The sequence below is a fragment of the Reyranella sp. genome (assembly GCF_017305915.1).
GTDB lineage: Bacteria > Pseudomonadota > Alphaproteobacteria > Reyranellales > Reyranellaceae > Reyranella.
Map to the genome: position 1 here is coordinate 104,183 of NZ_JAFKJN010000025.1, position 12,254 is coordinate 116,436.

The 12,254-nt window shown below is 68.0% G+C and carries 14 protein-coding genes; 7 read left to right on the plus strand and 7 right to left on the minus strand.

Annotated features, from left to right (window positions below):
• Both J0J01_RS24100 and J0J01_RS24105 read left to right on the plus strand, forming a co-directional pair.
• A complete protein-coding gene (locus tag J0J01_RS24100; protein WP_296385371.1) occupies positions 1 to 876 on the plus strand; it encodes a DUF3592 domain-containing protein in 876 nt (291 codons plus the stop codon).
• Between the two features lie 17 nt (positions 877 to 893).
• On the plus strand, positions 894 to 1,265 hold the full coding sequence (locus J0J01_RS24105) for a RidA family protein (RefSeq protein ID WP_296385394.1): 372 nt from the start codon (positions 894 to 896) through the stop codon (positions 1,263 to 1,265).
• Between the two features lie 6 nt (positions 1,266 to 1,271).
• Here the strand turns inward: J0J01_RS24105 and J0J01_RS24110 are convergent, their stop codons facing one another.
• Positions 1,272 to 2,525: a DUF4010 domain-containing protein gene (locus J0J01_RS24110; protein ID WP_296385373.1), complete on the minus strand. Its 1,254-nt coding sequence runs from the start codon at positions 2,523 to 2,525 to the stop codon at positions 1,272 to 1,274.
• Between the two features lie 2 nt (positions 2,526 to 2,527).
• Positions 2,528 to 3,214, minus strand: coding sequence for an alpha/beta hydrolase (locus J0J01_RS24115; protein WP_296385375.1), 687 nt, complete (start codon positions 3,212 to 3,214; stop codon positions 2,528 to 2,530).
• A gap of 28 nt (positions 3,215 to 3,242) precedes the next feature.
• On the opposite strand from J0J01_RS24115, the gene fumC reads away from it, so the two are divergent.
• From fumC to J0J01_RS24135, 4 genes are read left to right on the plus strand one after another with little or no spacing between them, the layout of a single operon-like run.
• Positions 3,243 to 4,640, plus strand: a complete 1,398-nt coding sequence (gene fumC, locus J0J01_RS24120; RefSeq protein WP_296385396.1) for a class II fumarate hydratase — start codon at positions 3,243 to 3,245, stop codon at positions 4,638 to 4,640.
• Between the two features lies 1 nt (position 4,641).
• Positions 4,642 to 5,040, plus strand: a complete 399-nt coding sequence (locus J0J01_RS24125) for a GFA family protein (protein ID WP_296385376.1) — start codon at positions 4,642 to 4,644, stop codon at positions 5,038 to 5,040.
• Positions 5,033 to 6,577, plus strand: a complete 1,545-nt coding sequence (locus J0J01_RS24130; protein ID WP_296385378.1) for an alpha-N-arabinofuranosidase — start codon at positions 5,033 to 5,035, stop codon at positions 6,575 to 6,577. The genes J0J01_RS24125 and J0J01_RS24130 overlap by 8 nt, the downstream gene beginning before the upstream one ends.
• Before the next feature lie 56 nt (positions 6,578 to 6,633).
• A complete protein-coding gene (locus J0J01_RS24135; RefSeq protein WP_296385381.1) occupies positions 6,634 to 6,927 on the plus strand; it encodes a DUF6665 family protein in 294 nt (97 codons plus the stop codon).
• On the opposite strand, the gene J0J01_RS24140 is transcribed toward J0J01_RS24135, so the two are convergent.
• From J0J01_RS24140 to mtnA, 5 genes are all read right to left on the minus strand, one after another.
• Positions 6,924 to 7,304: a response regulator gene (locus tag J0J01_RS24140; protein WP_296385382.1), complete on the minus strand. Its 381-nt coding sequence runs from the start codon at positions 7,302 to 7,304 to the stop codon at positions 6,924 to 6,926. The genes J0J01_RS24135 and J0J01_RS24140 overlap by 4 nt on opposite strands.
• A 137-nt stretch (positions 7,305 to 7,441) precedes the next feature.
• Positions 7,442 to 8,623, minus strand: a complete 1,182-nt coding sequence (locus J0J01_RS24145) for an MFS transporter (RefSeq protein WP_296385385.1) — start codon at positions 8,621 to 8,623, stop codon at positions 7,442 to 7,444.
• A 23-nt stretch (positions 8,624 to 8,646) separates the two neighbouring features.
• Positions 8,647 to 9,042 (minus strand): PIN domain-containing protein, encoded by a 396-nt coding sequence (locus tag J0J01_RS24150; RefSeq protein WP_296385386.1) that lies wholly within the window; start codon positions 9,040 to 9,042, stop codon positions 8,647 to 8,649.
• Positions 9,043 to 9,052: 10 nt separating this feature from the next.
• Positions 9,053 to 9,310: a hypothetical protein gene (locus tag J0J01_RS24155; RefSeq protein ID WP_296385388.1), complete on the minus strand. Its 258-nt coding sequence runs from the start codon at positions 9,308 to 9,310 to the stop codon at positions 9,053 to 9,055.
• A gap of 61 nt (positions 9,311 to 9,371) precedes the next feature.
• Positions 9,372 to 10,463, minus strand: coding sequence for an S-methyl-5-thioribose-1-phosphate isomerase (mtnA, locus tag J0J01_RS24160; RefSeq protein ID WP_296385390.1), 1,092 nt, complete (start codon positions 10,461 to 10,463; stop codon positions 9,372 to 9,374).
• A gap of 74 nt (positions 10,464 to 10,537) precedes the next feature.
• On the opposite strand from mtnA, the gene J0J01_RS24165 reads away from it, so the two are divergent.
• Positions 10,538 to 11,893 carry a metallophosphoesterase gene (locus tag J0J01_RS24165; protein ID WP_296385392.1) on the plus strand — a complete coding sequence of 452 codons (1,356 nt, stop codon included), beginning with the start codon at positions 10,538 to 10,540 and terminating at the stop codon, positions 11,891 to 11,893.
• Positions 11,894 to 12,254 lie beyond the last annotated feature (361 nt).

Consider the following 12,254-nt stretch of genomic DNA (forward strand, 5'->3'; position numbering starts at 1 on the left):
GTGGACAGGAGCTGGCGCTGGATCGCCTGGCTGATCCTGGGGATCGGCGGGCTGATCGTGGCCGGCGGCCTGGCGCTGGGCTACGGCAACCTGAAGCTGGTGCTCTACGGCGGGCGGGCGCCGGGTGTGGTCACGGAGATCAAGCGCGAGGGCGACATGTACGCGCCGGTCTTCCGCTTCCGGTTGCCCAACGGCGAGCCGCACGAGGTCAAGGCGCTGGGCAGCGGCGCGCCGGAGTTCGCGGTCGGCGATCCGGTGACCGTGCTCTACGCAGCCGACGATCCCGGCGACTTCGCGATCGACAACTTCGGGCAGCTCTGGCTGTCGGCGATCATCGTCACCGGCTTCGGTTGCTTCTGGCTGATGTTCGGCGCGGTGGCCTGGGCCCTGTCGCGCAACGTCGAGCTCGCGGTGCCGGGCGAGCGCGCCTTCGCGACCATTGCCGTGGTCGGCGTCGTGCTCGGCGTCGTCGCCACCTGGAACGCATCGACGCTCTATCGCACCGGCCTGCGCGCCGACGGCAAGGTCGCGGAGATCCGCGCCAGCCGCTACACCGACCAGGAGGAGGTCGTGCTGCGCAGCGGCCGCGAATGGCGGCGCGACGTCGAGCGCACCTCCTACGCGCCGCTCGTGCGCTTCACCACGGCCGAGGGTCGCGAGGTCGAATTCCTCGGCCGCGGCGGCAGCGGCACCTCGTATCGCGAAGGCGACGCGGTCGCGGTGGCCTACGATCCGGCGCGGCCGATCAACGCCCGCATCGTGAGCTTCGTCGATCTGTGGCTGCCGGCGGTGGTCGCCTGGGGCGTGGCGATCCTGTTCGGCGGCTGCGTCTGGCTGTCGCGCCATTTCCGGCTGGCCGGTGGGAGGAAACCATGAGCGCGCCTCTGTTCTTCATGGCGCCTGGCGCGCCGACGCCGGTGGCGCCGTTCAGCCATGCCGTCGAGGTCGACGGCTGGTGCTTCGTCACCGGCCAGATGCCGACCTTCCCCGACGACGATGCGCGGCCGCTGCCGCCGGACATCGAAGGCCAGACCGTGCGGGTGATGGAGAACCTCAGGATCGTGCTCGGCGGGCTGAACCTCGGCCTCGAGCACGTGGTCTGCGCCCGCATCTACCTGACCGACTTCGAGGCCAACTATCCGCGCATGAACGCGGTCTATGCGGGCTACTTCCCGGCCGACCGGCGGCCCGCCCGGACCTGCATCGGTGTCACCGGCCTTGCCCGCGGCGCGATGGTCGAGATCGACCTGCTGGCGAAGCGCTGAGCCGGACTAGATCAGCTTTCCGCCCGACAGGAAGACACCGGCCCAGGCCGCCGCCGCCACCAGCAGCAGTCCCGGCACGACGCTCAGCGCGAAGGTGCGATCGCCGGTGAAGGCCAGCACGATCTTGGTCACGGTGTTGGTGCTGAACGCCGCCAGCACCGGCAGCACCGCCTGCTCGGCGGTGATCCTCTGCGCGCTGGCCAACTGGGCGGTGGAGGCCGCCGCCGAATGGGTGTCGGCAAAGCCCGCCACGGCGGTGGCGATCACGACGCCGGTCTCGCCGAGCCAGGCCTGCAGTGCCGCCGAGGCGACCAGGATCACCGTCAGGGTGGCGGCCAGCGCGAGCGCCGTCCCGAGGCTGAAGGCGCCGCCCGGCTTGTCGTCGCCCTGGCCCTCGTGCTTCAGCGCCCACAACGTGAAGACGCCGCCGTACAGCACGGCCGCAAGCCCGGCCAGCGCCAGCGGGATCGCCAGCGCCCTGAGCACCGTCATGTTGACGGCCGCGAGCAGCAGCGCGAGCTGAACGATGGTCGCGACCGTCGACAGCACCGCGCCGGCGGCGGCGGGCTTCAGCAGGGCCGGCGTGTCCTTCACCCGGCTCGCCATCGCGCCGATGGTCGCCGAGCTCGAGACGAAGCCCGAGGCGAAGCCCGATACCGGCAGGCCGAACTTCACGCCGAGCAGGCGGACGGCGATGTAGCCCGCGCCGCTGATCGCCATGATCAGGATGACGACGATCCAGATCTTGCGCAGATTGAGCACGCCGTAGGGATCGAGCGCCTCGTCGGGCAGCAGCGGCAGCACGACCAGCGTCGCGGCGGCGAAGATCAACGCGTCGCTGAGCTCGGCCTCGGTGAGGCAGGAGCGGATGAAACGGTGCAGGACCTCGCGCGAGTAGAGCACGCCCGCGACCACCACGCCGGCGCCGGCCGCGAGCACGGGCTGACTCATCGTCAGCATGCCGAGCAGCGCCGTGACGACCAGCGCGATCTCGCTCGTCAGCCCGGGATCCTCCGGCGGCGAGCGCCAGTAGGACAGGCCCGCGAGGCCGACCACGCCGATCGCCACCGCCGCCATCAGGGCGTCGCTGTTGATCGCGCCTGCGACGGCGCCGATCAGGGCGGTGAGGGTGAAGGTGCGCACGCCGGCTGCCGAGCGCGACGGGCCTTCGCCCTTCATCCGCTCGCGGTCGACGCCGATCAACAGGCCGATTCCCAGGGCGATCGCGAAGCCCAGCAGGGTGTCGTCGGACAGTTCCATGGCTAGAGTCCCACGCTGTCGATCCATTTGCCGAGCAGCATGGCAAGTTCGTGCGGCTTCTCAAGCGGTGCCATGTGGCCGCAATCCTCGATCACCTCGAATTGGGACTTGGGCAGGTGGCGGGCCATGCGCTCGGTCTCCTCGAGCTTGCGCAGTCGGTCCTGGCGGCAGGCGACGACCAGCGACGGGCAGGTGATGCGCTCGAGGTCGGCATAGCCGTCCTTGCGGATCAGCGCCGACTGGCGCGCCCGCACCTCCGCCCCCAGCCGCCGCTGCATGCCGCGCAGCCGCTCGAGCAGCACCGGATCGCGCTCGCGGTCGGGATGGAGGCCCAGCGCCACGCCGGGACCGGCGGTCTTCGGCTTGTCGCCGGGCCGGGCGCCCTGGATGCGTCGCTGGCGCTCGGCCAGGGTGTATTCGCGGGCCGAGCTCGCGACGAAGGCGACGCCTGACACGCGCTCGGGCGCCATCAGGGTCAGCACGCGCGACACGAATCCGCCCATCGAGAAGCCGACCAGCACGAAGCGCTCGGGCGTCTCCGACAGCACCCGCCGCGCCATGCCTTCGAGCGTGTCGTCCTGGTAGACGTTGCCGTACTGCAGGTGGCCGAGCCGCCCGAGGTCGGGCACCATGTCGCGCCACAGTTCGTTGTCACACATGAAGCCGGGCAGCAGGACGAGCGTACGCATCGCCCGGAAAGGAGCCCAAATCGTGCAGATGCGCAAGGAATCCGACGCGATGGGCGAAATCGAGGTCCCCGCCGACAAGTTGTGGGGGGCGCAGACCCAGCGCTCGCTGCACTACTTCTCGATCGGCAAGGACCTGATGCCGCGCGAGATGATCGGCGCCTACGCGCTGCTCAAGAAAGCCTGTGCCAATGCCAATCTGGCCGGCGGACGGCTGGACCCGCAGCGCCACCGGCTGATCGTCGAGACCTGCGACGAGATCCTGGCCGGCCGCCATCACGACATGTTCCCATTGCATGTCTGGATGACCGGCTCGGGCACGCAGTTCAACATGAACGTCAACGAGGTGATCTCCAACCGCTGCTGCCAACTCGCCGACACGCCGCTCGGTTCCAAGACGCCGGTGCATCCCAACGACCATGTCAACATGTCCCAGTCGTCGAACGACAACTTCCCGACGGCGATGTACATCGCCGCCGCCGTCGAGGTGACGTGGAAGCTGCTGCCCTCGGTCAAGGCGCTGCACGACGCGATCGACGCCAAGGCCAGGGAATGGGCCGACATCGTCAAGATCGGCCGCACCCATCTGCAGGACGCGACGCCGATCACGCTCGGCCAGGAATGGTCGGGCTATGTCGGCCTGCTGGCCGAGGACATCGAAAGGATCGAGCATGCGCTGGGCGACGTCTACAAGCTGGCGCTGGGCGGCACCGCGGTCGGCACCGGCATCAATGCCGCGCCCGGCTTCGCCGAGGCGTCGGCGGCGGAGATCGCCAAGCTCACCGACCTGCCGTTCGTGTCGGCGTCCAACAAGTTCGCGGTCCAGGGCTCACACGATGCGCTGGTCGCTCTCTCCGGAACGATGCGCACGCTGGCCGTCTCGCTCTACAAGATCGCCTGCGACATCCGGCTGATCGCCAGCGGCCCGCGCGCCGGGCTCGGCGAGCTGGTGCTGCCGGAGAACGAGCCCGGCTCGTCGATCATGCCGGGCAAGGTCAATCCCACCCAGGCCGAGGCGCTGACCATGATCGCCGCGCAAGTGATGGCCAACGACGTCGCGGTCGGCTTCGGCGGCGCCGGCGGCTTCCTGGAGATGAATGTCTACAAGCCGCTGATGATCTTCAATCTGATGAACTCGATCGTGCTGCTGGCCGACGGCTGCGCCAACTTCCGCAGGTTCATGATCGAGGGCACCCATCCCAACCTCAAGGTCATCAAGAGCCATGTCGAGCGCTCGCTGATGCTGGTGACGGCGCTGGCGCCGGTGATCGGCTACGACAAGGCCTCGCAGATCGCCCATCATGCCACCGAGCACGACCAGACGCTCAAGGAGGCCGCATTGCAGCTCGGTTATATCAGCGAGGCCGAGTTCGACCGCATCGTCGATCCGGCCAAGATGGTGCGGCCCTACGTAGCCAGCGGGTCGTGACATGGAGGTCACCGGCGGCTGTCTCTGCGGCGCGGTGCGCTACGGGTACTCGGGCGAGTTCCTGCGCCAGCCGATCTGCCATTGCCGCGACTGCCAGCGCTGGAGCGGCAGCGCCTTCCATGTCGGCGTGATGGTGCCGAAGAGCGGCTTCACGTTGCTGAGCGGCGAGTTGCGGACCTACCGGGCGACCGGCGAATCGGGTCGCTGGATCGATCGCAGCTTCTGCCCGGTCTGCGGCTCGGGCATCACGCACGTGCTCGAGGTACGCGGACCGGACATCGTCGTCATCAAGGCGGGCACTATGGACGATCCGAGCGTGGTCGTTCCCAACGTCGAGATCTTCACGCGCGCCAAACTGCCGTGGGTCTCGATCGAGGCCGAGACCGAGAAGCATGCGTAACGTCGAGGTCCGCTTCCATCGCGATTTCGCGATCGGCACCACCCATCCGCGCCTGTTCGGCGCCTTCATCGAGCATCTCGGCCGCTGCGTGTATGGCGGCATCTTCGAGCCCGGCCATCCGACCGCCGACGCCCGGGGCTTCCGCCAGGACGTGATGGCGCTGGTGCGCGAGCTGGCGCCCACCATCATGCGCTATCCCGGCGGCAACTTCGTCTCGGGCTACGATTGGGAGGACGGCGTCGGGCCGATCGCCGAGCGGCCGCAGCGACTCGATCTGGCCTGGATGTCGACCGAGACCAACCAGTTCGGCACCAACGAGTTCATCGACTGGTGCCGGATGGCCGGCATCGAGCCGATGCTGGCGGTCAATCTCGGCACGCGCGGCGGCGACGCCGCCCGCCGCATGGTCGAGTACTGCAACCATCCCGGCGGCACGACTTTGTCCGAGCGGCGCCGCACGCACGGCTGGGACAAGCCGCACGGCGTGAAGTTCTGGTGTCTCGGCAACGAGATGGACGGGCCGTGGCAGATGGAGGCCAAGACCGCCACCGAATACGGCCGCGTCGCCCGGGAAGCGGCCAAGATGATGAAATGGTTCGATCCCTCGATCGAGCTGGCGGCGGCAGGCTCGTCGGGCCGCCGCATGCCGACCTTCGGCGCGTGGGAGGACACGGTGCTGCAGCATACCTTCGACCACGTCGAATACATCTCGCTGCATACCTATCTCAACAACTACGACCAGGACACGCCGGCCTTCCTGGCCAGCGTCGACCTGATGGACGATTTCATCGACGAGGTGGTGGCGATCGCCGATGCGGTTGCGGCGCGCCGCCGCTCGTCCAAACGCATCATGCTGAGCTTCGACGAATGGAACGTCTGGTACCGCACGCGCCGCAACCGCGCAGCGCGCATCAAGGAGGGCTGGCCGGTCGCGCCACCGATCCTCGAGGAGATCTACAACATGGAGGATGCGCTGGCCTTCGGCGGCTGCTGCATCTCGCTGCTCAACCACGCCGACCGCGTGACGGCGGCGTGCCTGGCGCAGCTCGTCAACGTGATCGCGCCGATCATGACCGAGACCGGCGGCCCGGCGTGGCGGCAGACGATCTTCTGGCCGTTCATGCAGTTCAGCCGCATGGGCCGTGGCCGCGTGCTGCGCACCGAGATCCGCTCGCCGACCTATTCGGCGCGCTACAACGACCCGCAGGGGCCGATCAACGACTACTACGACATCCCGGCCGCGCCATACCTCAAGCTGTCGGCGGTACATGACGACAAGGCGGGCACCCTGACCCTGTTCGCGCTGAACCGCAGCCTGACCGAAGAGATGCCGCTCGCCGTCTCGGCGGCGGGTTTCGGAAAGGTCGCGGTGAAGCAGGCACTGCAGCTCTGCGATCCAGATCTCGAGGCGGTCAACAGCAAGACCAGTCCCGACCGGATTGCGCCCAAGCCGCTGGCGAAGGTGAAAACCAGCGGCGGGCAGGTCGAGGCCGTGCTGGCGCCGGCCTCGTGGAACGTGATCCAACTCGCCGTCTAGAGCGCGCCAAGGGGACGCATCGTGCGCGAAACCCGGACTTCGTACCGTCGTCAGCCATGAAGCGTCCGAAGACGGGACAGGACGTCCTCGAATACGAGATCCTCGGCGAGCAGGCGGCGACGATCGGCCGGCTGTCCCGGGAACTGCGGGCTGCCCTCGATGCGCTGGCGGCAGTCGATCGTGACGACCCGGAACGCGATCAGCTCGTCGATGCCGCCGGCTATGCCCTCTGGAATTTCGTCGTCCAGCGGGACTGCAGCGGCTTCGGCCGGACGACCGAGCACATCCTCGAGGACTATGCCGTCCCGGCCGAAGTGCGTGCGCGGATGGGCGTGAGCCGGCCGCGCTAAGCGGCGCGGATCGTCGCGAGGCGGATGAAGTCGTCGAGCGCGCGCATCGATACCGGCTTGTCGAATACGCTGAACGGCGGAGCGTCAGCCTGCTTCACCAGGCTGCGGCTTTGGCGCAGCATGTCGGTCTGGCCCGACATCAGCAGCCACTTGGCGAACGGGAAGCGCCGGGCGTTCTCCATGCAGAAGGTGGCGCCGTTGCCGTCGGGCAGGCCTACGTCGGAGATGATGACGTCAGGCCGGAGGTTCCCGATGGCTCGCATGGCGTCGGCGAGATTGGCGCAGCCCTGGACGCGATGGCCGCTTCTCGCGAGATAGCCGACGATGAGTTCGAGGGTCGCTGGTTCGTCTTCGATGACGACGACCGTCACAGTCATGGAATGATCCCCAGGAATTGAATTTCTATGCGTCGATGAAAGAACCCTCAAGTTAAGTAGCTGAAATCGGCGGCGCGTTCCGTATCGTTTGCTTCGCTTCGTATCGATTTGCGTATTTTTTGTTTCAGCGGCCCTGTTCAGCGAACCGCGCGGCTGCGGCGCGCCAGCAGCACCATCGCGGCCAGCGATACCGTCGCGAAGGCGAAGCTCAGCCACAGCGCGCCGGCGGTGCCGAAGCGGCTCAGCACCGCAGCCATGACCGGCGGCGACACGGCGGCGACGATGCCCTGCGGCAGCGCCAGCCGGCCCATATAGGCGCCGAACTGGGCACGGCCGAACAGGGCGAGCGGCAGGGTGGCGCGCTGCACCGCCTTCAGCCCGTTCGACATGCCGTAGGTCGCGACCATGAACATCGCGACGACGAAGACATGGCCGGCCAGCAGGCCGAGGCCGAGCCCGACCGGCAGCATCAGCGAGCCGAACACCGCCGACTTCATGATCGAGTAGCGATGGCCGAACAGCAGCTCGAACAGGCGGATGCCGACCTGGCTCGGGCCGATCAGCGAAGCAAGCAATAGCGCGGCGGCGGGGGCGTGGCCCAGCTCGCGCAGCATCTCGATCATCTGAAGCTGCACGCCAGTGAAGACGAAAGCGCCGAACGACAGGCTGACGGCGAGCAGCAGGTAGATGTGGCGGAGGTCCTCCGGCGCGACCGCGCTGGTCGCGGAGGCCGTGCCGGTCGCCACCGGATGGGTCGGCGGCCGGCGCGGCAGGATCAGCCAGTGGATCGGCACGCAGGCGACCAGATGGATGGCGGCGTAGAGCAGCAGCGTCTCGCGCCAGCCGATCGCCGCCTCGAGCACGCCGGTGACCGGCCAGAAGACGGTCGAGGCCATGCCGCCGATGATGGTGAGCAGCGCGATCGCCTGGCGCGAGCGCGGCCCCGCGATCTGCACGATGGCGATGCTCGACGGCGTGCTGAGCGCCAGGGCCGAGGCGATCCCCATCAACGCCCAGCAGGCGAGGTAGCTCACCGGCCCCTGCGCCGCGGCGAGGCCGACCAGCGACAGCGCATAGATCACCGACCCCGACGTCATCAGGCGGCGCGCGCCGGCGCGGTCGACGATCTTGCCGATCCGCGGCGAGCAGGCCGCGCTCACCGCGAACATCACGGTGATGCCGGCGAACACCAGCTCGGGCGTGAGGCCGAGCGATTCCTGGAGGCGGCGGCCCAGCACCGAGGGCATCAGGTAAGTGGTGCCCCAGCCGACGATCTGGGTGAAGCCGAGGCCCGCGACGGCGCGGGCCGTGGGCGTCAAAAGTACTCCACCGAGCACGTCCGCTACGACGGCTGCGCGTCGGGATGGATCAAATCGATAAGAGCACGTCCGTTCTTGCGATAGACCAGAAAATCGGCGTCGAGCGTCATCACGGCGTGCCGCTCGTGAATCTCGGCCATGCGAACAAGGCACGCGTCGGCGAGCGACATGGGTGTATCACGATATTTGTGCATGAGCTGCCGGAGGGCATCGACGTGCTGCGGAATCTGGAACGCGACTTCAAGGGCGCCGTTTTCCAGCAGGCCCAGCAATGTATCCTGAGCTTTGGTCTGTGCTCCCAGCAGGTACATCGCTTCGGCCAAGACGGGTTCGCACACCAGGAGCGGGGCCTCTATAGTCTCGATCTGTTGGGTCGCCCATCGATGGTGCCGTTCAGCGCGGTCGAAGAAGGCAACCAAGGGTCCGGTGTCAACGATTGCGAGCACGGCGACCGAAGCCGGAGAGATGCTTGGGATTGGTTGCCAGGTCGGGCACCCCCGAATCGATCATGCCCCGTGCCTTCTTCATGAGATCGGCCAGCTTTGCCTTGGCAGGTCCTTCGGATGGCCGGTCGAGAACGCGCACCAAGCCCTCCGCCACCAGATCGCGGAGCTTCTGGCCGCGCAGTGCGGCTTCCGCCTTCGCCCGGCGATAGAGTTCGTCCGGCAAATCAACGGTCGTCTTCATTGCGTCTCCGCTTCGACAGCCATAAAACAATATAGCAATATTTATGGCGGCTCCAGGGCCGTCATGCCGCCTTTGCCTGCTCGGGATAGAGGGAGAGCAGGCCTGCCTCGCTGGCCGCGCAAACGCCGCGCTCGGTGATCAGCGCTGTGACGAGGCGCGCAGGGGTGACGTCGAAGGCAGGATTTGCGGCCGGGCTGCCTTCGGGGAGGATGTCGATGGTGGCAATCTCGCCTGTGTCGGTGCGGCCGGTGAGGCGCGAGACCTCGACCGCCGAACGCTCCTCGATCGGGATCGAGGCGCCGTCCTCGATCGTCCAGTCGATGCTGGGATAGGGCAGGCCGACATAGAACGGCACGCCGTTGTCGTGCGCCGCCAGCGCCTTGAGGTAGGTGCCGATCTTGTTGCAGACGTCGCCGCGGCGGGTCGTGCGGTCGGTGCCGACGATGCAGAAGTCGATCTTGCCGTGCTGCATCAGGTGGCCGCCGGCATTGTCGGCGATCACGGTGTGCGGCACGCCGTGCTTGGCGAGCTCCCAGGCGGTCAGGCTGGCGCCCTGGTTGCGCGGCCGCGTCTCGTCGACCCAGACATGGACCGGCATGCCGGCGTCGTGGGCGTGGAAGATCGGCGACAGCGCGGTGCCCCAGTCGACGGTGGCGAGCCAGCCGGCGTTGCAATGGGTCAGCGCGTTGAGGCGGTCGCCGCGCGGCGTCAGGCGCTTGATCTCGGCGAGGCCGTTGACGCCGATGCGGCGGCAGATCTCGGCATCCTCGTCGCAGATCTCGGCGGCGCGGCGGTAGGCGGCCTCGCGTCGCTTGGCCATCGGCAGCGGCGCCAGCAGCGCCCGCAGGTCGTCGAGCGCCCAGCGCAGGTTGACCGCGGTCGGGCGCGAGGCCAGCAGCAGCTTGCCGGCGCGCTCGAGGTTGGCATCGGATGGATCGGCCAGCATGGCGAGCGCCATGCCGTAGGCCGCGGCGGCGCCGATCAGCGGCGCGCCGCGCACGATCATGGTGCGGATCGCCGTCACCGCATCCTCGACGGTGCGGAAATCGCGGATCACGAAGCGGTGCGGCAGCAGGGTCTGGTCGATCGCCTGGACGGTCGTGCCGTCGCTGCCGAGCCAGATGGTGCGGTAGGATTTTCCGTCGACTTTCACGACCCTGTTATTCGGACTTGCAGCACGGCAGGTCAAGTCGGGGCATAGTACGCCGGCGAAGCGAGGGAGATTCCATGAGACCGATGCTTGTCGCGGCCCTGTCAATTCTGCTGGCGGGCTGCACGTCGCTGCAGCAAGCCGCACCGGGCCGGCCCGGCGATCCCGTCGCGTGGACGCAGTACGGCCTGGGCGAGACGCCGGGGCTCATCGCCCGTGCCCTGGTCGACCGGGGCGATGCCTGTCCGGCGATCGAATGGGACGGGCGCGTCGAGCAGATGACGGTGCGCGATCCCCTTCGTGTCGACGCCTTCGGCAAGCTGTGCGAGAGCCGCAGGCCGCTCGACGAAGCGCTCAAGGTGAGGGTGCGGATGGGCAGCACGGTGCTGCTCGACCAGCAGGTGACGCGGAAGCCCGAGCGCATTGCCGTGATGGGCGATACCGGCTGCCGCATTACTTTCTACTTCGACCAGGGCTGCAACGAGTCGAAGACCTGGCCGTTCGCTGCAGTTGCCGCGTCGGTGGCGGACAAGCAGCCGGACCTGATCCTGCATCTCGGCGACTACTACTATCGTGAGGCGCCGTGCCTGGCGTCGGACACCAAATGCGCGCCGGGCCCGTATGGCGATCGCGAGCCGAGCTGGCGCTTCGAGTTCTTCGAGCCGGCGCGGCCCTTGCTCGCCAAGGCGCCTTGGGTCTTCGCGCGCGGCAACCACGAGGACTGTCAGCGCGGCGGCTACGGCTGGGCCTACTACTTCGGCGACGGTGTGGCAGCCTGCGACACCACGCATGCGACGGCGTTCGTCCGGCTGAACGGCCTGACGGTGGTCAATTTCGACACGGCGGCGACCGGCAACCGCTTCCTCGCCAAGGACATGAACAGGAACTGGGACGATGTCGCCAGGGTCCTGGCCGCCCAGCCGCCGGCGACACCGGGCGAGCCGGTCCTGCTGATGACGCATGAGCCCGGTTACTTCGTCTGCACCGACAAGCAGAGCCGGCTCGAGCCCTGCAAGGAGTCGACCGTCGGCCCGATCGCGGGGGTGCGATCGATCGCCGATGCGGCACGCCGCAGCAGCCGCCGGACGATCCTGCTGAGCGGCCACCTCCATGCGTTTCGGACGCTGGATGTCGCGCCGCCAAGCCTTGGCGGCCGGCAATCGGTGACGCAGGTCGTCGTCGGGACCGGTGGCGCCAACCAGAACGAGGACCCGACGCCGCCCGATATGGTGCCGCCGGCGGTCGTCGACACGCGCTTCTACGATACCGGCCACAAGGCCGGCCTGCCGATCCGGGTGCAGGGCTGGACCGACTTCGGCTTCGGCATGCTGTCGGCGAGCTCGCTGCAGCTTGCGATGTTCGACGTGCAGGGACGGCCGAAATTCACCTGTGCCTTGGCCGGGGAAACGACGGCGGCGCCGCGCTGCCGCTGAGATCGAGTCGAAAATGGCGACACCGGCGCGCACATGTACCTGCAGTCTCCCGTCCGGCGCGTCCGGACGTGTCCGGCCAGGGGGGTGGCGCCGGATTCCCGGATTCTTGCCAAAACCCTTATGGCATCGGCATCGGACGTGTCCGGAGTCCGGCCGTCCGTCCGCCGGGATGTCTAGAGCATATTCCGTCCGGCCGGAAGCGGCCGGCCTGAAATCGCTCTAGCAGACTGCTGAAGAACTCCTCACTGCGGAGTTTTTGGCCTTGGCGGGGCCCGATCACTGGAAAGTCTGGCGGCGTCAGGTGATCTGTCGATCCGTGGGAGCCGGGTCAGGCGGCCGTGAGCTTGGGGATTCGAACCAG